Origin of the sequence: Ilumatobacter sp., from assembly GCF_049588435.1 — a bacterium.
Lineage (GTDB): Bacteria > Actinomycetota > Acidimicrobiia > Acidimicrobiales > Ilumatobacteraceae > Ilumatobacter_A.
In genome coordinates this window covers 1-21,787 of record NZ_JBAVYV010000072.1, presented here as the reverse complement: position 1 = coordinate 21,787, position 21,787 = coordinate 1, and the positions used below count along the sequence as shown (strand labels likewise).

The following is a 21,787-nucleotide window of genomic DNA, read 5'->3' as shown; positions in this document are numbered from 1 at the left end:
GCCGGCACGAGCCCCCGGGCGGCCACGGGGCTGCCGGCGAGGGCGTCGGCGAAGCCGTTGCCGGAAGCGAGATAGACGGTGTCGGTACCTGTCGGGAACTGCTCGGCGATGAGCGCAGCGGTTTCGTAGCGATCTGTGCCACCCCATCGGTCGACTTCCGGAGGAGGTGGAGGAGGAGGAGGTGTGTACACCGCACCACGGGCCGTGACGGGGATGCGCACATCAGGGGCCGTGCTCGAGCTCCAGGTCAGCCATCCCGTCTGCCACGTACCCGTCGGTGCGTCGCGGTTGAGGGTCGTGATCGCGACCTCGGCGGTGTCGCCCGGGGCGAGCGTGACCTGCTCGGGGACCACGGTGACGCCCAGGGATGGGGATCCGCTGAACGCGGCGGTGTAGGTGACCTCGGCGTCGGTGACGTTGGTGAGCCGGCGCGTGGTGGTCGTCGACTCCGGGCTGAGGGCCCCGATCGTGACCGAGGCGGTGTTGAGGTCGTAGCCGGTCGTCCAATCGGCGGCGAAAGCGTCCCAGTCGGCTGCTCCCGCGTCGAACACGAGTCCGGGGTCGAGGAAGCGTCGTGGTTCGACGAAGCCGGTTCCTCCCACCAGCGGGGAGGTGCCAGTGCCCGCGTACTCCGCGGCGGTGGTCTGCATCGCCGACTTCACGGCCATCGGCGACCAGGTCGGCTCCTCCCGCCGGATGATGGCCGCCAGCCCCGCGACGTGGGGTGCGGCCATCGAGGTTCCCGACCTGACGTCCTCGCCGCCCGGTACCGCGGCCAGCACCTGGATCCCGGGGGCGCCCAGGTCGGGCTTGAGCAAGTTCTGCTCCGCTGCCGGGACGTTGACGGGGCCTCGTGACGACAATGAGGCGACGGCGGGCACGCTGCTCGGGATGGCGCTGTGAAACGTGGCTGCGGCCACCGTCGTCGCCCACGGCAGGCCGTTGCTCAGAGTCCCGGGTGCGGGGCCGGAGTTCCCGGCGGACATCGAGACGAAGACGCCTGCCGCTGCCGCTCCCTCCAGCGCGAAGTCGTAGGCGGTGTCGCCGTAGCCAGGGTCGTTGGGGACACCGAGCGAGAGGTTCAAGACGTCGACTCCGTCGGCGACGGCGGCGTCGACCGCGGCCAGGATGTCGTCCTCGAAGCAGCCCGATCGAGCTTGGCCACGGTTGACGTAGTCCCAGCAGACCTTGTACGCGGCGATGTGCGCCATCGGGGCCATGCCCGCGATGGCGGGACCCGCCGCCGTGGTCCGCTCCCGGCCGGCGGCGATGCTCGCCACATGGGTTCCGTGGCTGTTGACATCCCAGGGGCTGACGCTCTCGGTGTCGGCAGCGACCCCGCCGGCGGCTCGCACCCCGTCGATGAAGTATTGGGCACCCACGACCTTGTTGGTGCACGCCTGCGCCGGCCAGCTGGTCGGGTCCTCGCCCGAGTCGCAGAACCCCTGCCAGTCCGCGGGTGGGGCCGAGACATCGGCAGCATCGAACGAGCCGTTGGCCCAGTCCAGCCCGCTGTCGATCAGCCCGATGACCTGGCCCTGTCCGGCCTGGTCCACGCCGCCGACGCGCTCCCACACACCGCCGGCGCCGCGCAGGCCGAGGAACTCGGGCGACAGCGAGGTGTCCGTACCGATCACGGGATCCGCGGGGGCGCTCTGGTGCAGGCCGAAGACGCGGACGGGCGTGACGGCACGCACGTTCGGGTCGGCCTCCAGGTCGCGGACCTCGTCGGGCGACAGTTCGACCGAGAAGCCGTTGATCGTCGTGTCGAAGCGATGAGTGGGCTCGGCGTCGACATCCTCGAGCACGCGGTCCTGCTGCCCGGCCATGCGATCGGCGGCCTGGGTCTCGGCTCGGGCGGTCGGCTGCTGCTCGATCGGAGGGGCGTCGGCCAACACGACGATGTACTGCTCGGCGTCGCCGGTCTGCGCCCCCGCCTGGGATGGCAGCGCCTGGACTCCGAGTGCACTGGCCAGGATGATGAGGAGCCCGGCCAGCAGTGCAGACCCTCGCTCCGTCACATTTCCCGCAGCCCGCATGCCATTCTCCTCAACGTGTCCATCCTATGGGCGCAGCGAGCCGGCGCCGCCCGGAACGATGTCACGATCGCGCCCGTCCGATCGGAATGTACCGGACACCCAGGCCGTCCGCCGGGCAGGTCGTGACACGACTCGGATGTCTGCTCAACTGGTGCGATGGCCGACACCGACCGCAACGCTTCGAAGCCCGCCTCTCCGTTCACCCGCGCACGCAACTCCGCCGCCGTGATCGACTTCGACGACGGCGTCGACTTCGCGGGAGCGCAGCGCGGGCTCGTCGCTCAGCATCCGACGGGTCGGATCGAACACAACGGTCGACCCGTCTGGGACACCGCCCACCACGACTTCCTCCGGACCGACGACGCAGCACCCGACACCGTCCACCCCGGGCTCTGGCGACAGGGCAAACTGAACGCGGTCCACGGGTTGTTCCGAGTGGCCGACGGCGTGTGGCAGGCACGCGGGTACGACATCAGCAACATCACCTTCATCGAGGCCGACAGCGGCTGGCTGATCATCGATCCGCTCACCGCGGAGCAGTGCGCGGCGGCGTGCCTGGCGTTGGCGAACGAGCACCTCGGCGCGCGCCCTGTCTCGGCGGTCATCTACACCCACAGTCACCTCGACCACTTCGGCGGAATGCTCGGCGTGACGACCCGAGAGGCGGTTCAGAACGGCGACGTCCGCGTCATCGCTCCCGAGGGCTTCATGCACGAAGCGGTCGGCGAGAACGTCCTGGCCGGGCCGATCATGGGCCGCCGCTCGATGTACCAGTTCGGTCCGCTCCTCCCGTTCGGACCGCAGGGACAGGTCGATGCCGGGCTCGGCAAGACCGTCCCGCTCGGCTCCTCGGCGCTGGTTGCGCCCACCGAGTTGATCACCGCGACCGGTACGGAACTCGACGTCGACGGCGTTCGGATCGTCTTCCAGAACACGCCCGATGCCGAGGCCCCGTCGGAGATGAACTTCTTCTTCCCGGACAAGCGGCTGCTGTGCATGGCGGAGAACTGCACGCACACCCTCCACAACCTCTACCCGATCCGTGGCGCGCAGGTGCGCGATTCGCTCGCCTGGAGCAAGTACATCCACGAGGCGATGCGGATGTGGGGATCTCACACCGACACCATGTTCGCGAGCCACCACTGGCCGCGGTTCGGCGCGGGTGACGTCGAGGGATTCTTGAAGTTGCAGCGTGACGTGTACCGCTGGATGCACGACCAGACACTCCGCCTCGCGAATCACGGGCACACGCCCGACGAGATCGCCGACGAGCTGACGCGGCTGCCCGACTGCTTCTCGACGCAGTCCCACGTGCAGGGGTACTACGGCACGGTCTCGCACAACGTCCGCTCCGTGTACAACCGCTACCTCGGCTGGTACGACGGCAACCCCGCCCATCTCCAGCCCCATCCACCGGTCGACGCGGGAACGCGCTACGTCGACATGATGGGTGGCCCCGACGGCGTGATGCGCGGCGCTCAGGCGGCGTTCGACGAAGGTGACTACCGCTGGACCGTCGAAGTGCTCAACCACCTGATCTTCGCCGACCCGGAGCACCGGGAGGCGCGGTCGCTGTCCGCCGACGCGATGGAGCAGTTGGGCTACCAGGCCGAGTCGAGCACATGGCGCAACGCATATCTGATGGGGGCGTTCGAGCTCCGCAACGGGACGATTCAGCTCGGGCGCGGAGGACCTCCCGGGCTGATCAGTGGGATGACCGGTGAGCAGTTCGCCGACATGATCGGATCACGGTTCGACCCCACGAAATGTCCGCTCGACACGCTGTCGATCGCGTTCACCATCACCGACCTCGATCCCGACGAGGACTCGCTGACGCACTGCCTGACCGTCGAGAACGCCACGATCCATCACGACACCGACCGGACCGCGTCGATCGATGCGGCCGACGTCGCGGTCACGCTCGACCGCGCCGCGCTCGGTGACGTGATCGCGTACCCCGAGCGTCTCGACGATCGAATCGAGAACGGTTCGGTGACGATCGACCGCGGTGAGCAGGCGATCCTCGCCGCCCTGCTCGGCGCACTCGACACCTTCATCAGTCCGAACCTCGTCGAACCCTGATGTCGAACCCTGATGTCGAACCTGAGCTGGAGTCGCTCGCCGAGAGCTCCGGGAGTTCGTCGCGAGAAAACGCAACCTGGGTTGCGGTCGCGGGCACGAAGCGCAACCCAGGTTGCGATTTTGCTCGGCGCGTCGGTGGAACTCCCACTCCGGAATGCTGGCGGCGGGTCAGTCGTCCTGAACGAGAACAAGTTCGGGCACGTCGCCGGCAGTGTCGACATCGATCGTCACGGCGTCGAGCGCGACGGCCACCTCGGGTTCGACGCAGATCGGCATCCCGTGCGACGAACCGGTGTGGTCACCGGTGTGCGGGGCGTCGACGAAGCCGAGGCTGATCCCTCGTTCTTCCCCCTGGGTCGTCCGTGCCACGCGCAAGGTGGAGTCGCCGGAGATTCCCTGGGCGGATCGTGTCTCGGCGAGCAGGGTCGCAGCGTTCTGGGAAAGGGTCAGCATGAAATCATCCTCCTGGATGGGCCGAATGGTCTGGATGGCGAATCGGTGGTCTCGTCTCGCGCTACCCGACCTGACGGCTGCGAAACATGCACCTCGGCAAATCCGACGCGCCGGGGCGCCTGCCCCTCCGTAGTCTCCTCGCGTGGGTTCGATCGCTGTCAGCCACGTCGCGTGGAATCTGCCGGGTGGTGATGAGCTGTTCCGCGACGTGTCGTTCAACATCGGCAACGGCGACCGGGTCGCCCTCGTCGGAGCCAACGGCGTGGGAAAGACGTCGTTGTTCCGGCTGATCACCGGCGAGAACTCGCCGAGCGCGGGGACGGTCAGCGTCGATGGTGGGCTCGGCGTGATGCATCAGCTCGTCGGGACAGCCGATCATCCGGCGACGACCGTGCGCGAACTCCTGCTGTCGATCTCACCGATCCGGATCCGCGACGCTGCTCGACGCCTCGACGATGCGCACGACCGACTCGACGACGATCCGATGGCGTACGCGACCGCCGTCGCCGGGTGGAGCGACGTGGGCGGATACGAGGCCGAGGTGCTCTGGGACGAGTGCACGACCCGGTCGTTCGGTGAGTCGTTCGACGATGTGGCCGACCGTCCACTGCGGACGTTCAGCGGTGGCGAACAGAAGCGTCTCGCTCTCGAGACCCTGTTCCGGAGCGAGTTCGAGATCCTCGTCCTCGACGAACCGGACAACTTCCTCGACGTGCCGGCCAAGCGCTGGCTCGAACAGCAGCTCAACGAGACACGCAAGACCGTCGTCTTCATCAGCCACGATCGCGAACTGCTCGCAGCGAGCGCCACCAAGATCGTCACCATCGATGCTGCGGGAGCGTGGACCCACGGTGGCTCGTTCGCGAGCTACGCGGACGCAAAGGAGCACCATGACTCGATCCGCGAGCACAACCAGTCGCTCTACGACACCGAGAAACAACGCCTCGAGGACTACGTCAAGCTGATGCGCCAGCGCGCCTCGATCAGCGAGGCGTTCGCGCCGAAACTCAAGGCGGCCGAGACGAAGCTGCGTCACTTCGTCGAGAAGAACGAGCGGCCGCCCGACGTGGCCGCGCAGAAGATCGACATGCAATTGCGCGGTGCCCGAACCGGAAAGCGCGCGGTGATCTGCGAGCGACTCGAGATCGCCGGCCTCACCGATCCGTTCGACCTCGAACTCTGGTACGGCGAGCGGGTGGCCGTCCTCGGTGGCAATGGCGTCGGCAAGAGCCACTTCCTGCGGCTCCTCGCGTCAGCCGGCATGGAGGGCGCACCGTCCGACGGACCGGGCGCGGTCGACCACGAGGGGGTGGCCCGTCTGGGGTCCGGGGTCCGACCGGGGCTCTTCCACCAGACCCATGAGCATCCCGAATGGGCGGGTCGTGAGCTCGTCGACATCCTCCACGATCTCGACGTGATGCTCGGCCCGGCGATGGGCATGCTGCGCCGCTACGAACTCCAGCCGTGCGCGCGTCAGACGTTCGAGACCCTCTCGGGCGGTCAACAGGCGCGCTTCCAGATCCTGCTGCTCGAACTGTCGGGGGCCACGTTGCTGCTGCTCGACGAACCGACCGACAACCTCGATCTCGTCTCGGCCGAAGCACTGGAGCACGGCCTCGAACAGTTCAACGGGACGGTCGTCACGGTCACCCACGACCGGTGGTTCCTGCGCGGATTCGACCGGTTCGTCGTCTTCGGCGACGACTGTCGCGTCAGCGATCACGCCGAACTGCCGCCGACCTGGGCCGACTGATCCGGCTCGGTCAGACGGAGTGGGCGAGGTCGCGCTCGACGATCGCCCCGTGGGTGTGGACGATTCCGCGCCGCGACCGGACGGCGAGTCCGTCGATGATGCGATGACCGTGGCCGACGGCGGGGCCGATCAGCAGGGCCACCATCACGGTGCCCAACCCGATCGGACCGCCGAGGGCAACTCCGGCGACGACCCACGACAGTTCGATTGCGGCGCGCACCATCGGCTCGGGTCTGCGGACGCGATCGGATGCTGCTCCGGCGAACAGTTCGCCCGAACCCGCACCCAGCCCGGACACGATCAAGGCGCCGGCACCGAGCCCGATCCCTGCGACCGCCACGACCTGCAGCAGGATCAGCACGAGCACCGAGCCGGGAGCGTCGTACGCCGACAGCGACCCGTACACGAACTGCAGCATCGGACCGATCAGGATCGGCGAGAGGATCGTCCCGAATCCAGGTCGGCGTCCGAGCAGCCACGCGATCGCGATCGAGGCACCGACCGTCGCCCACACGGCAACGCTCATCGGGAGACCGGTGATGTTGCGAACCGCTCCGATGAACACATCGAGCGGACCGGGTCCGAGCTCGGTCCACAGCGTGACCGCGACCGATGCAGCGATCAGGAACGAGCCGGCCACGAGCAGTCCGACACGCGTCGTGATGGCCAACGCACGACGGGACGGACCCTCCGAGAGCACGGCGCCGACCGCTCCGGCCCGCGACCAGGCGCGCCGACTCAGACGATCCCGGATCGTCACCGACGAGTCCGGCGTGAGATCGTCCCTCACCGGGTGGCGGTCGGCATGCATCCACCCATTCTCGGGATGCCCGACCACAACCAGCGCGTCGACGGCGGTGCCGTTCGACACCCCTCCCCCGCGATCGGCCCGAACGCCGGATGTTCCACGGCGACGGGCGAGTGGATACGGTCGCCGGGCGTGCAGCTCAACACCGTCCGCAGCGGGTCCGGACCCGCGATCGTTCTCCTTCATGGCCTCGGCATGGATGCGCACACCTGGGATGCCTGTGCCGCACTGCTCGCAGAACGCTTCACGGTCGTCGCCGTCGACCTCCCGGGTCACGGTGAGTCTCCGTGTCCCGACGATCCGGCCGCTTTCACCCGCGACGCCGCGCTCGCCGACCTCGACGACGTGCTCGACACCCTCGACGGTCCGGTCGTGCTCGTCGGGCATTCACTCGGCGGGTACCTCGCACTGGCCCATGCGGCCACGCGACCCGAGGCGACCCGCGGGATCGTCGTGCTGAACACCGGCCCGGGCTACCGCGACGCCGAGAAGCGCGCCGGCTGGAACGAGCGGTCGCGACGGAACGCTCACCGGTTCGGTGTTCCCGAACGGGTGGCGGCACTCAACCTGCAGGAGGATTCGGTGGTGATGGACCGAGTGGCCGCGATGGCGGTTCCGACCGTCGTGCTCGCCGGAGGCGACGACCGACCCGACTACGCCGGCGCCGGCAAGTACCTGGAGGCGAAGATGCCCAACGCCCGGCTGATCGTGCTCGACGGCGGTGGCCACTCGATGCACGAGGAGACGCACGCCGCCGACGTCGCCGAGATCATTGAGGACCTCGCGGACTCGATCGCGGACTGACGTCCGGCGATCGCGTTTCGACAATCGCTGCGAACGACCTACGCGGCGTGGGCGGCGGGAGCCTCGTGCGCCCGTGCGCCGCTGTGCATCCGTGCGTGCAGTTCGTCGATGCGTCGGCTCGCGGTCTTGGTACAGAGCGACGGGACGATCGCGTGGACAGCAGCTGCCCCTGCCGCGATCGCGAGCGACCCCGCGAATCCTGCTGCGACCCGGAAGTGTTGTCCGTAGGTCTCGCCGACAGACGCCGGGTGGTCGGTGAAGTGCTGCCGGAGTTCCATGCGGACCACGGTACGGAAACCTCGTGAGTCGTGCATTGCGTTCTTCGCGCGGAACTTCCCCACAGGTGCATGATGAACGCTCGTATCTCTCGATCTCTGCAAGTATCATCGATTGTGGATGAAATCGATCGGGATATTGTGCTTTTACTCCAGGAGGACGGGTCGCTCACCGCCCGGGAGCTCGGGGACCGTGTCGGGCTGACCCCGACACCGTGCTGGAGACGCGTCCGAGCACTCGAGGAATCAGGCGTGATCACCGGCCGGGTCGCGCTCGTCGACCCTGCGACCGTCAACCTGGAGGTCGCCGCGCTGGTCAACATCCGCACCAACGACCACAGCTCGCAGTGGATCGAGACGTTCCGCGCTGCGATCGCCGGATTTCCCGAGATCGTCGAGGCGTACCGCACGAGCGGCGACATCGACTACACGCTCAAGGTGATGGTCCCGAGCATCGGCGCCTACGACGCGTTCTACAAGCGCCTCATCGACGCGGTGGCCCTCTACGACGTCCGGACGATCTTCGTGATGGAGGAGATCAAGCACACGACGGCCCTCTCGCTCGACTACATCGACATCTGACGTGGCTCACCGCGGGTCTCCGCGACTCTCCACATCGGCAGTTGTCGAATACAACCAACTGGGGGCGATGCGCGAAACTTCCGGGATGACCGCTCTCGAGGACACCCCCGTCTCCACCGATCCCGAAACCCGGCGCGTCGACGACGCCATCGACGCGTTGCTCACCGCCCACGACCCACGCGAGATGGACGACCAGGAGTTCCGCGGAGCGCGCTTCGATGCCGGCCTCGCCTGGGTCCATTTCGCCGAGGGTGACGGCGGCCTCGGCGTGCGCCCGGAGCTGAACCGGATCGTCGATCGCCGCCTACGCGAGGCGGGGGCGAAGCCGACCGATCCGCGCACGTTCTTCATGGCGCTGGCCGGTCCGACCATCGCCACGCACGGCAGCGCCGAGGTGAAGGAAAGATTTCTCCGCCCGATGTTCACCGGCGAGGAGAAGTGGTGCCAGCTGTTCTCCGAGCCGGGTGCCGGTTCGGACTTCGCCGGCCTCGGCTGTCGTGCCGAGCGCGACGGTGAGGAGTGGATCGTCAACGGCCAGAAGGTCTGGAACACGCTCGCCCACCTCGCCGACTTCGGCATGCTCGTCACCCGCACCGATCCCGATGCGCCCAAGCACAAGGGGATGACGTACTTCGCGCTCGACATGCGCGCCGAGGGCGTCGAGGTCCGGCCGCTGCGTCAGATCACCGGCGAGGCCGAGTTCAACGAGGTCTACATGACCGACGTGCGCGTCCCGGACGCACACCGCGTCGGCGACGTCGGCGAGGGCTGGCGCGCCAGCCTCACGACGCTGATGAACGAGCGCAGCGCGATCGGTGGCGGTGGTGGCGCAGCGCCGAAACAGGGAGCGGCCGCCAACGACGCCGTCGAGGTGTGGGAGGCGATGGACCCGTCGAAGCAGAACGCCGCCGACAAGGACACGCTGATGCAGTGGTGGGTGCGCGCCGAGGTCGGTCGGCTGACCAACATGCGCGCGGCTCAGAACGCGAAGGCGGGCAACCCGGGCCCGGAGATGTCGATCGCCAAACTGGCCTACTCCGAGCTCAACAAGGGCCTCTACGAGTTCTGCATGAACCTGCTCGGCGCCGACGCGCTCATCGAGTACGACTACACGTTCCGTCGTCCCGAGGACCTCGACGTGTCCGGTACGGCCCACGGCCTCCGCTACGCGTTCCTCCGCGTCCGGGCCAACTCGATCGAGGGCGGAACCTCGGAGATCATGCGCAACATCCTCGGCGAGCAGGTCCTCGGCCTGCCGGGCGAGCCGCGGGTCGACAAGTCCGTCCCGTGGAACGAGGTCCCGCGCAACTGACGCCGCCGACGCCAGGCGAGGCGGAACGGTCGGCGTCCGTCACATTTTGTTGCGTCCGCAAATAAATCCGATAGGTTTGTTGTCATGACAACAAACCAGCTCCCCCTCGCCCCCGGCACCTGGACCGCGGACCCGTCGCACACCACGGTCGGGTTCACCGTCCGTCACCTCGGCCTCGCCAAGGTGCGCGGTCGTTTCGACGGAGTCGATGCCTCGCTCACGGTCGGAGACGACCTCGCGTCGAGCCAGGTCAGCGCATCCATCGAGCTCGGCACCGTCGCGACCGGCAACGCCGACCGCGACGCGCACCTGCAATCGAGCGATTTCTTCAACTCCGAGTCGAACCCGCAGATGACGTTCGTCTCGACCGGCATCGAGGGCGAAGGCGAGGAGTTCACCCTCCTCGGCGACCTCACGCTCAACGGCATCACCAAGCCGGTCGAGCTCGACGTCGAGTTCTTCGGCACCTCCGAGTTTCCGATGGACCAGAGCACCCGCGCCGGGTTTTCGGCAACGGGTTCACTGTCGCGCAAGGAGTACGGCATCGAATTCAACATGGCGCTCGGTGGCGACAAGGTGATGGTCTCGGACAAGGTCGCACTCGAACTGGACGTCCAGCTCGTCGCACCGTCCGCCGGCTGACCCGCCACGCCCCATCGAATCCCCCTCGACGCACCGCTCGCAGCCACGGCTCGGGCGGTGCGTCCGCGTCCGGTCGCAGACGCGACCGCGCACACCCGCGATGATCGCGGGATGACAGAACTCTGGCAGCGCTCGGCACTCGAACTCGCGACGATGATCCGCGATGGCGACACGACGAGTCGGGACGTCGTCGACGCCCACCTCACCAGGATCGATGCGGTGAACGGCGACCTCAACGCGATCGTGCGGAGACTCGACGAGTCGGCACGCACCGCCGCCGACGACGCGGATCGTGCACTCGCCGAAGGGCGCGAGGTCGGACCGTTCCACGGTGTTCCGTTCACGGTGAAGGAGAACATCGATCTCGTCGGGAGCCCGACCACGCAGGGCATCGTCGCGATGGCCGATGCTCTTCCGCCGCTCGACGCACCGGTGACCGAGCGGATGAAGGCGGCGGGTGCGATCCCGCTCGCGCGCACCAATCTCCCCGACTACGGACTCCGCGTCCACACCGATTCGTCGCTGCACGGTCTCACCCGCAACCCACACCATCCGGGTCGGACCGCAGGCGGTTCGAGCGGCGGAGAGGCCGCCTCGATCGCGACCGGGATGAGCCCGCTCGGGTTGGGCAACGACATCGGCGGATCGCTGCGCAATCCGGCGCACTGCTGCGGGATCGCCTCGATCAAGCCGTCGGTCGGAGTCGTTCCAGCGGCGTCCTCGATCCCGCCCGAGGACCCGTCGCTGTCGTCACAGCAGATGGCGGTCGAGGGCACGATGGCGCGCCGCGTCTCCGACGTCCGCGCCGCTCTCGAGGTGGTCTCGGGAAGCCACCACCGCGACCCGTTCAGTCTGCCGGTCGACCTCACCGCGCTGGGCGAGGGCGAGCGACTGCGGATCGCCGTGCTCCCCGAGCCCCCCGGTGGAGCGACCCACCCCGAGATCGCCGCCGCAGTCCGTTCGGCCGCCGACGTCCTCGCCGCAGCGGGACACGATGTGGTCGAGGCCACCCCTCCGATGTACGCCGAGACGATCGACATGTGGGCTGGACTGCTGATCCAGGATCTCGTCGTCATCCGTCCCATGCTCGAGGCGATCATGGGCGACGACGCGAACGCCGTCATCGCCAGCCTGTTGGACAATGCTCCGGCTCCGACCGTCGAGAGCATCTCGATGCTCCAGGGCGCACGTGCCCAGGCGATGCGGCTGTGGTCGGAGTTCTTCGCCGACCACCCGGTCGTGCTGTCACCGACCTGGGCGATGCCGGCTTTCGAACACGGCGCCGACCTCGAGCAGGGCGACGAACTGATCCGCGACACGCTGCGCCCGGTGACGCCGGTGAACTTCCTCGGCCTTCCCGCCGCGGTCGTCCCCCACGGCATCGCGGACGGACTTCCCGTCGGCATCCAGGTGATCGGGGATCGATTCACCGACCTCCGCTGCCTCGACATCGCCGCGCAGATCGAAGCTGCGAGCGCGCCGTTGATGCCGATCGATCCGGTGACCGTCGGTCCGGGCGCATGAAGTTCGGGATCTGCGTCGCCTCACGTCCGGCCGATCTCGACTACGTGGTGGAAGCCGAGCGACTCGGGTTCAGCCACGCCTGGATGGCGGACAGCCAGATGATCTGGAGCGACGTCTACGCGATGCTCGCCCTCGCGGCGGAACGGACGTCGACGATTCAGCTCGGCACCGGCGTCGCGGTGGCCGGCACGCGCCTGGCGCCCGTGACGGCCGCCTCGATCGCGACGATCAACCAGCTCGCACCGGGACGGACGTTCTGCGGGATCGGCACCGGGAACACGGCGATGCGCATCATGGGACATCCGCCGCTGCAGATCGCCGAGTTCGACGAGTACCTCGCGGCGTTGCGGCCGCTGCTGCGCGGCGAGGAGACCGACTTCCGCTGGCGCGATCGAACCGCGCGCATCGTGCACCAGATGCCCGACCACGGGTTCGTCAATTTCGACCCTCCGCCACCGTTGTACGTGTCCGCGTTCGGGCCACGAGCGCTCGACCTGGCAGCGCAGCACGGCGACGGCCTGATCACGTCGGCTCCACCGGATCCGGTTGCGGTGCGGGCGCTGCGCGGGGCCGTCACCGAACGCCGCCGCGAGCACGGCCACGCCGAGGACCGCGCGTCGTTCCCGATCGCGAGCCTGACGACCATCGCCGTGCTCCAACCGGGCGAACCGGTCGACTCGCCACGAATCAAGGAGATGGTCGGCGCATTCGCCATTGCCGCACTGCACTACGCGTACGAGCAGTACGCACAGTTCGGCCGTGGTCCCTCACCGCATCTGCGCGACATCTGGGACGAGTACGTCGCTGCGGTCGAGTCCGTCCCGGAGGAGCGACGGCACCTTCGAACCCACCTCGGACACAACTGCTGGGTGATCCCCGAGGAGGAGCGCTTCCTCACCGCCCAGCTGATCGAGCGGTCGTGTCTGGTCGGTACACCATCGGAACTCCGCTCCCGAGTCGACGCGCTCGAAGCAGCCGGGCTCGATCAGCTCGTCGTGCTCCCACCGCTTGCAACGAAGGAGGAGGTGATCGCCGACGTTGCTCGCGTGCTCATCGACCGGACGGACGGTGTGCCCGATCCGGTCGCCCTGCGCTCGTGAATCCCCTCACCGCACCGTTCGGTACGATCCGCACGTGAGCGTCATCAGCGATCGGCTTCTCGAACTCGGACTCGTCCTTCCGCCGCCGACAGTGGCGCCGCCGGGCGTCGAACTCCCGTTCAGCCCGGTCGTCGTGCGCGGAGATCGAGCGGTGGTCTCCGGTCACGGTCCGCAGGAGCCCGATGGGTCCCTCGCCCTCCCCCTCGGCAAGGTCGGGACGGACCTGACGGTCGAACAGGGCAATCACGCCGCGCGTCTCACCGCACTGGGGATCCTGGGTTCACTCGAACGAGCACTCGGTGATCTCGACCGCATCACCGGTTGGACGCGCGTGTTCGGCATGGTCAACGCAGCGCCCGGATTCGTGAACCTCCCGACCGTGATCAACGGTTTCTCCGATCTGATCATCGACGTCTTCGGTCCCGAGATCGGGGAGCATGCCCGCAGCGCGGTCGGCCTCGCGGAGCTCCCTTTCTCGATTCCCGTCGAGATCGAATGCGAGGTCGCCATCCGATGACCCGCGCACCGCGCGTCGACGTCCACGCCCACCCCGGTCGGTGCTTTCTCGCCGGGATTCCAGACGCGGATCCAGCACGCGCTGTTCTCGGAACCGACGACGCGATCGCCGGCTTCCGCGGAGCGGAACACGCCGGGATGGCGGCGGTGAGCTTCGCGACCGTTGCCGACCTTCGAGTCCTCCAGCTCGTCGGCAACCGATTCGCGGCGGCTCGCGAGTTCGCTCCGGGTGAGGCGTACGCCGACCATCAGCGCCAGCTCGAGGCGATCCACGAGATGGCCGATCGCGTCGACGCGACGATCGTGTCCGGCGCCGACGACGTCATGCGCCTCCACCGCGCCGGCCAGACAGGGCTGCTGGTCACCTGCGAAGGAGCCGACTTCGTCGAGAGCGGCCGTGATGCCGACGCATTCGAACGCGTCCACGAGGCATTCGACCGCGGCGTGCGATCGATCACCATCGTCCACTACCGCCAGAACCGGTACGGCGATCTCCAGACAGAACCGCCGCTCCACCACGGACTGTCGACAGCGGGTCGCGAGCTCGTCGCGATCATGAACGACGTCGGCATGATCGTCGACCTGGCCCACGCATCGTTCGAGACGACGGTGGACGCCGTCGCCGTCTCGCGCCACCCCGTGATGATCTCCCACTCCCACCTCACCGGCCCGCGCAGCGACCATCCGCGGCTGGTGACCGACGAGCACGCCTGCGCCGTCACCGACGCCGGCGGTTTGATCGGAGCCTGGCCGTCGGGTGTGGCGTCGGAGACTCTCGACGACTTCATCGACGAGGTCGTCCGACTGGTCGACCTCGTCGGTGTCGAGCACGTGGCGATCGGCACCGACCTGGACGCCAACGATCGACCGGTGTTGACCGAATATCGGCAGTTCGACGATCTCGACGACGGACTCACAGCACGCGGGCTCGGCCCCGACGACATCGATCGTGTGCTCGGAGGAAACGCCGTCGACCTCATTCGGACCGTCTGCGGCTCGTGAGCAGGGCTCGAACCTGAACCGCCGACGTCGCTCCGCACTCGATCCGGTTGCGCGACACTCACGGCATGACGATGGCTCCCTGGTCGGTCACGGCCGTCAACCTTCCCGAACACGCCGACAACCCGATCCACACCGATGCGGGCGCCCGCGCGGCCGGATTCGAGGGCGCGCTCGTCGCCGGCGTCACGACCTACGCCACGATGACCCACCTCCCGGCCGTGGCCTGGGGTCTCCCGTGGTTGGCCCATGGTGGCGCGACGGTGCGTTTCCGCCATCCGATCCTCGACGGCGATCGCATCGACTGTGTCGTCGGTGACGGCCCCGACGTGACCGCCGACGTGGACGGAGAGACGCGGGTGGAGGCCACGTTCACCCGACGTGCCGCCGAGACCGCCGCGCGACAGTCCACCGACGAACTCGATCCGATCGACTTCGTGCTCGACGGATCGTGGTCCGACTACGGGTTGCGCGCCGGCGACGACTGTCTGCTGTACGCGGAACACGACATCGCCCACGCGTCGAGTTGGCCGCGTCTCGCGAACCGGTTCTGCCACGACCAACTCGTCACCGGTCCGTGGATCCACGTGCGCAGCACGATCACCCATCTCGGCGTTGCCGCGGTCGGCTCGCACGTCCACGCGACCGCCCACATCGTCGAGCGTCGCGAAAGCCGCGCCGGTGAACGAGCGGTCCTCGACGTCGAGATCGCAGCCGACGGTGTGGACGTCGCCCGCATCGAGCACGAAGCGATCATCTCGCTCGCCTAGGACCCGACCGCGCGAACATGGCCTGGTGGAGTCGGGGCAACGTACGCAACGGATCGTGCTCGCGCGCCACGCCGAGACCGAATGGAGCCGAACCGGGCAACACACCGGGCGGAGCAACATCGCGCTCACCGAGGCCGGCCGCGACGCAGCCGTGCTCCTCGGCGCTCGGCTGGGATCGCACCACTTCCATCACGTCGGCTCGAGCCCGCTCGACCGCGCCATCACCACCGCGCGGCTCGCGGGGTACCCCGATCCCGAGATCGACGACGACCTGCTGGAGTGGGACTACGGCGACTACGAGGGCATCACGACAGCCGACATCCGGAGCGAACGACCGACGTGGGAACTCTGGCGCGACGGCGCCCCGAACGGCGAGAGCCCGAAGGAGGTGTCGGACCGGGCAGATGCCGCAGTGGCTCGTGCGGTGGGACGATGTGCCGACGGCTGCGACTCGATCGTGTTCGGCCACGGCCACATGCTCACGGCGATCGCGGTGCGGTGGGTCGGATTGCCGATCGACGCCGGACGACACCTCCGCATCTCCACCGGGTCCGTCGCGATCCTGCGCTGGAAACGCGAGAACCGCGTCATCGACCTCTGGAACGACCGATCGCACCTCACCGAGGCGATCACCGACACCGACTGAACGGTCGTGGGTCCCGATTTCGGCAAGTCGTCCGCAACGGCCATCCGTCGTTCACTTCATGTTCACGTCACGTTGCGATGCTCACGCCGTGCGCACGCCACCCGAATCGACCCACGCATAATCCTCCCGTGAACCTGCGCAACTACGTCCTCGTCACCGCCGGCTACTGGGCGTTCACCCTCACGGACGGCGCGCTGCGGATGCTCGTCCTGTTGCACTTCAACGCGCTCGGATACTCTCCGGTCGCCATCGCGTTCCTGTTCCTGAGCTACGAGTTCATGGGCATCCTGACCAACCTGATCGGCGGGTGGGTCGGATCCCGCGCCGGGCTGAATCGCACGTTGATCGCCGGGCTGGCACTGCAGATCGTGGCGCTGGTCGCGTTGACGTTCCAGCAACCGTCGTGGACCGAGGTGGCCTCGGTCGTGTTCGTGATGGGCGCCCAAGCGGTGTCGGGAATCGCCAAGGACCTCACGAAGATGAGCTCGAAGAGCGCGGTGAAGTTCGTCGCCGGCGACGGTGAGGGCGCCCTGTTCAAGATGGTCGCGATCCTCACCGGGTCGAAGAACGCTCTCAAGGGTGTCGGCTTCTTCCTCGGCGCAGCGCTCCTCTCGGTCTTCGGCTACGACACGGCGCTGTGGGCGATGGCGGGCGTTCTGGCGATCACGCTGGGCGTCGTCGCCACGATGCTCACGGGCGAGATCGGCAAGTCGAAGGTGAAGGCGCCACTGCGGTCGATCCTGTCGAAGTCGGACGCGATCAACCGGCTGTCGCTCGCCCGCTTCTTCCTCTTCGCGTCACGCGACATCTGGTTCGTGGTCGCGCTGCCGATCTATCTCCACGACGTGCTCGACTGGTCGTTCTTCGGGGTCGGTGGGTTCCTGGCCGCGTGGGTGATCGGGTACGGGGCCATCCAGTCGGTCGCCCCGCGATTCCTCGGTCGCCGCGACGACATCACCGCCGCCCGGCACTGGTCGTTCGCACTCGCGGTCGTGTCATCGATCATCGCGATCACCGTTTCCGTCGATCCGAGCCAGACCGTGACCACCGTTGCGATCATCGGCGGTCTGATCGTGTTCGGCGTGGTGTTCGCGCTCAACTCGTCGCTCCACTCGTATCTGATCCTCGCCTACAGCAGTGACGACCAGGTCTCGACCGACGTCGGGTTCTACTACTCGGCCAACGCCGCCGGGCGGTTCGTCGGCACGCTGCTGTCGGGCCTGCTCTACCTCTGGGGAGGCCTCTCGCTCGCCCTGTGGGGCACCGCCGTCTTCGTCGTCATCACCTGGCTGTTGACCCTCCGCCTCCCCGCGACCGACACCCACGCCCCCGAGCCCCACCCCAACCCAGCGTTCTCGTGAACTGTTGGCGCACGGCGTGCGCGAACAGTTCACGAGAGTGGCGGGGAAACGGGCTGTGCGAGACTGGGGAGATGAGCGACGTGATCGAATTCTCGTCGGGCGACTTCGTCCACCTCGGCCTCGGGGCCACGACGATCGCCCTCCCTCGCCACACCGGCGACGTCGGGTGGTACGAGGAGTACGGACAACAGCACGCCGGCGACGGCGTGGAAGGCCGCCTCGTGTCCCTCCACACGTTCAGCGAGTCGTGGGACACCTGGGAGATGCACCCGAAGGGGAGCGAACTCGTCCTCTGCGTCGCCGGGACGATCGAGCTCACACAGGAGACGCCCGACGGGACCACGTCGACCGTGACGATCTCCGCCGGCCAGGCGGTCGTCAACGAACCCGGTGTCTGGCACACCGCCGACGTCCCCGACGTCGCGGACCCTCCGACGGTGGTGTTCATCACCGCCGGCGAGGGGACCGAGATGCGTCCGCGCTGACCCGTCGATGACCGCTGCCCTCTCACCGGTCGGAGTCGGTCCCCACCCGCAACCGTGGCCGGACGACCCGCGTCTCGACCCCGCCCTGCTCGCCGACGGCGACCGTCGCAACGTCATCGACCGCTACCGCTACTGGTCGGTCGACGCGATCGTCACCGACCTCGACGAGCGACGCCACGGCTTCCACGTCGCGATCGAGAACTGGGAACACGATTTCAACATCGGCACCGTCGTCCGCAACGCGAACGCGTTCCTCGCGGCCGAGGTGCACATCATCGGTCCGCACCGGTGGGATCGTCGCGGCGCGATGTCGACCCACCGTTACCTCTCGCTGCGCCACCACGCCGACGTCGAGGCGTTCCGGGCGTGGACCGATGCTGAAGAGATCGCGATCGTGGCGATCGACAACGTCGACGGAGCGGCTCCGATCGAGTCGACCGAGCTCCCGCGCGACTGCGCGCTGGTGTTCGGCCAGGAGGGCCCCGGTCTCACCGATGCGATGCTCGATGCCGCCGACCTCGTGTGTGCGATCACCCAGTACGGGTCGACGCGCTCACTGAACGCCGGCGTCGCGTCCGGCATCGCGATGTACGCCTGGGTCAACCGTCATGGACGCGGGACATGAGCGACGCCGGCACCACCACATCCGAGCTGGTGGCCGACCTGGTCGCACTCCTCGGGCCCGATGGCTGGTTGCCACCAGACGAGATCGCCGATCGGCTCATCGATTTCCGAGGGGTGTTCACGGGAACGGCACTCGGACTCGCGCGGCCGGCGTCGACCGATGACGTTGCGGCGGTCGTCCGCCTGTGTGCGGCGCACGGCGCAGCGATCGTGACGCAGGGTGGCAACACTGGATTGAGCGGTGGCGCGATTCCGAGCGGACGTCGGCCGACCGTGCTCGTCACGCTCAGCCGGATGAACGCGATCGAGGAGGTGAACATCGCCCGGTCGACGATCACCGCGCAGGGTGGTGTCACCATCCAGGCGATCCAGGATGCGGCGGCCGCGGCCGACCGGCTGTTCGCTCCGGACTGGGGGGCTCGGGGCACCGCAACGATCGGTGGTGGAATCGCGACGAACGCCGGAGGGATCAACGTGTTGCGCTACGGCACCATGCGCGAGCAGGTGCTCGGCGTCGAAGTGGTGCTGGCCGACGGCCGGGTCTGGAACGGTCTGCGGGCGCTCCCGAAGGACAACTCCGGTTTCGACCTGAAACAACTCTTCATCGCCTCCGAGGGCACGATCGGCATCGTCACCCGGGCGGTGGTGAAGCTCCATCCGCTCCCCGCCGATCATCGAACGGCCTTCGTGGCGCTCCGCTCGCTCAGCGACCTCGACGCCCTGTTCGCGATGGCGAGGGCCCATCCGCCGGGCGCGCTGAGCGCGTTCGAACTGATCCCCGAGATCGGTGTTCGGCAGGTCGTCGAACGATTCGACGTTGTCCGCCCGATTGCGAGAGTCGCCGATTGGTACGTCCTGGTCCGGTTCAGCGGCATGCACGGCATCGAGGACGACCTGCTCCGCATGCTGGCGACCGCGTCGGACGAGGGCTTGATCGTCGAGGGCGTCGTCGCCGATTCGGCACAGCACGAGGAGAACCTCTGGTCGTTGCGTGATGAGCTGACCGCGACCCGCTCGTTCGGTGGCTTCGGCGTGAAGTACGACCTCGCGATCCCACCCGATCGCATCGAGGAGTTCCTCGCACTCGCATCCGACGCGGTCCGCGAGATCATCTCCGATGCCGTTCCGTACGCGTTCGGTCACGTCGGCGACGGCAACCTGCACTTCACCGTGCTGCGCCCGGATGGCGACGATCGGGGACTCGAGCAGCGAGCTCCCGAGATCACCGCGACGATCGATCGGATCGTGTGGGACCTCGGGGGGACGATCAGCGCGGAACACGGCCTCGGACGCGAACTGCGCGGGCGGATCGTCGGTCAGAAGCCGTCGGTCGAGTTCGAGCTGATGCGCACGATCAAGTCGGCGCTCGATCCGCACGATCTGTTCAACCCCGGCGTCATGATCCCCGACCCCTGACGCTCGCGATCACCACACCCGTCCCACCCGAACCCGCAATGCTGAACGCGTGAGGAGTTTGCGCTCGTGCAGCGCACACACCTCACGCGAACGGCAGGGTTCGGCGGGGGCGGAACGGTCAGTGGAGGCCGAGGCGGACGAACTGATCCTCGGGGGCGTCGACCGAGAGCAACGCCTCGCGCAGCAGGGCCGCCATGTCGTCGGCGCGTCGCTCGGTCGACCGGTTCGCCTGTTCGTCCGGGTCGTCGTCCAGCTCGAACATGAAGTGGCGGTCGACATTGCGGCCTCCGACCCAGAACGGCAGCATGTCGCCGACGCGGAACGGTTGACGGATCACCGGGATGTCCGACCCGGGCATCCGGTCGAGCCAGGCCCGGTCGTCGGGTGGCGGCAGTTCGTTGAAGCCCTTGAGGTGGATCGGCATCGTCGACCAGCGGTTCGACCACATCGACAGCGGGAAGTTCTCGTCGACCGCGCCGCGCACGTACTTGGTGTGGCCGTCGGTGATCTGAACCCACCCACCGAAGTAGCCACCGAGCGCCCATTCCCGAATCGACGAGGCCTCACCCGTGAGCAGCGGGACCATCGAGCGACCGTGGGTCCGATGCTCGACCTCGGCGTCGAAGACATCGGCGATGGTTGCGAACAGGTCGACGTTCGTCGTCAACGCATCGCACACACCGCCGCCGTCGACTCCCGGCCAGTGCACGAACAGCGGCGTGTGGCCGAGCGGCTCGTACTGGGGAACCGCCGGCTTGCCCCAGATGTCCCGACCCTCACGTTCCTCGCCCAGGTAGTGGCCGTGGTCGGTGCACACGATCAGGGCGGTGTCCTCCCACAGGTTCTGTTCGTCGAACGCATCGAGGATGCGACCGAACCAGTGGTCGATCATCGACAGCTTGGCGCCGTAGTTCGCACGCACGTGCGCCCCTTCGGCGGCGGTGAACGAACCGTTCGCGATCGCGCCGTCAGCGTAGGGCGGCCAGATGATCCAATCCTCGTCCCACTCGCCGTCCTGGTACTTCCCCGCCCATGGCTCGGGTGTGTCGAATGGTTCGTGTGGATCGAACTCGTCGACGAACAGGAACCAGCGGTCGTGGTGGGGTGTCGCCTCGGTCAGGAATCGGCTCGCTGCGGTCATCGTCCGCGGGCCCGGATAGTCCTCCTCCCTGCGGAAGAACGTGCGCGCCCGGTCGTAGCCACGGCTGAAGTCGTCCGTCCCGAGCGTCTGGTGGAACCACCACCCACCGGTCCGCGCGGGCATCGCCGGTGCCCCGATCCACGACGGGTCGGCGTGGGTGCGCCACGGGTCGCCCTCGTGGCCACGCAGGTAGTCCCACCCGTCGAAGTCGGTGTGATAGTTCTCCCCTCCCGACTCGAACAGGTGTGGATGGTCGGTCACGAGCGCCGTCGTCACGCCGGAGTCGCTCAGTACGCGGGTGATCGGCCGCTCCCACAGTTCGATCGAACCCCACGGTTTCCACAGGAAGTCGAGTGCTCCGCAGAGGATGTCGTGACGGGCGGGCATGCACGGGAGCGACCCGGTGACATGACGGTCCAAGCGCGTCGCGTGCTGCGCGGCGAACCGATCGAGGT

General features: G+C 67.9%; 21 protein-coding genes. 16 read left to right on the top strand and 5 right to left on the bottom strand.

All coding sequences use genetic code 11. From position 1 onward, the window contains the following. Nucleotides 1-2,039 (bottom strand): S8 family serine peptidase (locus WBV89_RS02605; RefSeq protein ID WP_423979785.1); only part of this gene is annotated, 2,039 nt, incomplete at its 3' end. A gap of 156 nt (nt 2,040-2,195) precedes the next feature. Between WBV89_RS02605 and WBV89_RS02600 the strand changes: the two genes are divergently transcribed. Then, nucleotides 2,196-4,121: an alkyl/aryl-sulfatase gene (locus tag WBV89_RS02600; protein WP_423979784.1), complete on the top strand. Its 1,926-nt coding sequence runs from the start codon at nt 2,196-2,198 to the stop codon at nt 4,119-4,121. 168 nt (nt 4,122-4,289) lie between these two features. On the opposite strand, the gene WBV89_RS02595 is transcribed toward WBV89_RS02600, so the two are convergent. After that, nucleotides 4,290-4,574 carry a hypothetical protein gene (locus tag WBV89_RS02595; RefSeq protein ID WP_423979783.1) on the bottom strand — a complete coding sequence of 95 codons (285 nt, stop codon included), beginning with the start codon at nt 4,572-4,574 and terminating at the stop codon, nt 4,290-4,292. Between the two features lie 142 nt (nt 4,575-4,716). Between WBV89_RS02595 and WBV89_RS02590 the strand changes: the two genes are divergently transcribed. Next, nucleotides 4,717-6,327, top strand: coding sequence for an ATP-binding cassette domain-containing protein (locus WBV89_RS02590; protein ID WP_423979782.1), 1,611 nt, complete (start codon nt 4,717-4,719; stop codon nt 6,325-6,327). A gap of 10 nt (nt 6,328-6,337) precedes the next feature. Here the strand turns inward: WBV89_RS02590 and WBV89_RS02585 are convergent, their stop codons facing one another. Continuing rightward, nucleotides 6,338-7,138 carry a YczE/YyaS/YitT family protein gene (locus WBV89_RS02585; protein ID WP_423979781.1) on the bottom strand — a complete coding sequence of 267 codons (801 nt, stop codon included), beginning with the start codon at nt 7,136-7,138 and terminating at the stop codon, nt 6,338-6,340. Nucleotides 7,139-7,267: 129 nt separating this feature from the next. Between WBV89_RS02585 and WBV89_RS02580 the strand changes: the two genes are divergently transcribed. Beyond that, nucleotides 7,268-7,939 (top strand): alpha/beta fold hydrolase, encoded by a 672-nt coding sequence (locus WBV89_RS02580; protein ID WP_423979780.1) that lies wholly within the window; start codon nt 7,268-7,270, stop codon nt 7,937-7,939. 38 nt (nt 7,940-7,977) lie between these two features. Here the strand turns inward: WBV89_RS02580 and WBV89_RS02575 are convergent, their stop codons facing one another. Beyond that, the gene (locus WBV89_RS02575; RefSeq protein ID WP_423979779.1) at nt 7,978-8,217 is read right to left on the bottom strand and encodes a DUF6356 family protein; all 240 of its coding nucleotides are present in this window, start codon (nt 8,215-8,217) and stop codon (nt 7,978-7,980) included. Nucleotides 8,218-8,331: 114 nt separating this feature from the next. On the opposite strand from WBV89_RS02575, the gene WBV89_RS02570 reads away from it, so the two are divergent. The 13 genes from WBV89_RS02570 to WBV89_RS02510 all read left to right on the top strand — a co-directional run bounded on the left by WBV89_RS02570 (nt 8,332) and on the right by WBV89_RS02510 (nt 20,191). Beyond that, nucleotides 8,332-8,796, top strand: coding sequence for an Lrp/AsnC family transcriptional regulator (locus WBV89_RS02570; protein WP_423979778.1), 465 nt, complete (start codon nt 8,332-8,334; stop codon nt 8,794-8,796). Nucleotides 8,797-8,881: 85 nt separating this feature from the next. Beyond that, the gene (locus WBV89_RS02565; RefSeq protein WP_423979777.1) at nt 8,882-10,108 is read left to right on the top strand and encodes an acyl-CoA dehydrogenase family protein; all 1,227 of its coding nucleotides are present in this window, start codon (nt 8,882-8,884) and stop codon (nt 10,106-10,108) included. Nucleotides 10,109-10,192: 84 nt separating this feature from the next. Next, nucleotides 10,193-10,750, top strand: coding sequence for a YceI family protein (locus WBV89_RS02560; protein ID WP_423979776.1), 558 nt, complete (start codon nt 10,193-10,195; stop codon nt 10,748-10,750). 111 nt (nt 10,751-10,861) lie between these two features. Next, nucleotides 10,862-12,274 (top strand): amidase, encoded by a 1,413-nt coding sequence (locus tag WBV89_RS02555; protein ID WP_423979775.1) that lies wholly within the window; start codon nt 10,862-10,864, stop codon nt 12,272-12,274. Beyond that, nucleotides 12,271-13,374, top strand: coding sequence for an LLM class flavin-dependent oxidoreductase (locus WBV89_RS02550; RefSeq protein WP_423979774.1), 1,104 nt, complete (start codon nt 12,271-12,273; stop codon nt 13,372-13,374). Before WBV89_RS02555 ends, WBV89_RS02550 begins: the two co-directional genes overlap by 4 nt. Nucleotides 13,375-13,408: 34 nt before the next feature. Then, nucleotides 13,409-13,891: a RidA family protein gene (locus tag WBV89_RS02545; protein ID WP_423979773.1), complete on the top strand. Its 483-nt coding sequence runs from the start codon at nt 13,409-13,411 to the stop codon at nt 13,889-13,891. After that, entirely contained in the window at nt 13,888-14,892 is a 1,005-nt protein-coding gene (locus WBV89_RS02540; protein ID WP_423979772.1) for a dipeptidase, read from the top strand. Before WBV89_RS02545 ends, WBV89_RS02540 begins: the two co-directional genes overlap by 4 nt. A gap of 65 nt (nt 14,893-14,957) precedes the next feature. Next, nucleotides 14,958-15,659 (top strand): hypothetical protein, encoded by a 702-nt coding sequence (locus tag WBV89_RS02535; RefSeq protein WP_423979771.1) that lies wholly within the window; start codon nt 14,958-14,960, stop codon nt 15,657-15,659. A 25-nt stretch (nt 15,660-15,684) separates the two neighbouring features. Then, complete coding sequence (locus tag WBV89_RS02530; RefSeq protein WP_423979770.1) at nt 15,685-16,305, top strand: histidine phosphatase family protein; 621 nt, start codon at nt 15,685-15,687, stop codon at nt 16,303-16,305. A gap of 128 nt (nt 16,306-16,433) precedes the next feature. Continuing rightward, entirely contained in the window at nt 16,434-17,666 is a 1,233-nt protein-coding gene (gene arsJ, locus WBV89_RS02525; RefSeq protein WP_423979769.1) for an organoarsenical effux MFS transporter ArsJ, read from the top strand. Nucleotides 17,667-17,737: 71 nt separating this feature from the next. After that, the gene (locus WBV89_RS02520; RefSeq protein ID WP_423979768.1) at nt 17,738-18,151 is read left to right on the top strand and encodes a cupin; all 414 of its coding nucleotides are present in this window, start codon (nt 17,738-17,740) and stop codon (nt 18,149-18,151) included. A gap of 7 nt (nt 18,152-18,158) precedes the next feature. Beyond that, the gene (locus tag WBV89_RS02515) at nt 18,159-18,776 is read left to right on the top strand and encodes a TrmH family RNA methyltransferase (protein ID WP_423979767.1); all 618 of its coding nucleotides are present in this window, start codon (nt 18,159-18,161) and stop codon (nt 18,774-18,776) included. Further along, complete coding sequence (locus WBV89_RS02510; protein WP_423979766.1) at nt 18,773-20,191, top strand: FAD-binding oxidoreductase; 1,419 nt, start codon at nt 18,773-18,775, stop codon at nt 20,189-20,191. Before WBV89_RS02515 ends, WBV89_RS02510 begins: the two co-directional genes overlap by 4 nt. 118 nt (nt 20,192-20,309) lie before the next feature. Here the strand turns inward: WBV89_RS02510 and WBV89_RS02505 are convergent. After that, nucleotides 20,310-21,787, bottom strand: a 1,478-nt coding sequence (locus tag WBV89_RS02505; RefSeq protein ID WP_423979765.1) for a sulfatase, incomplete at its 5' end; no start/stop codon positions are given.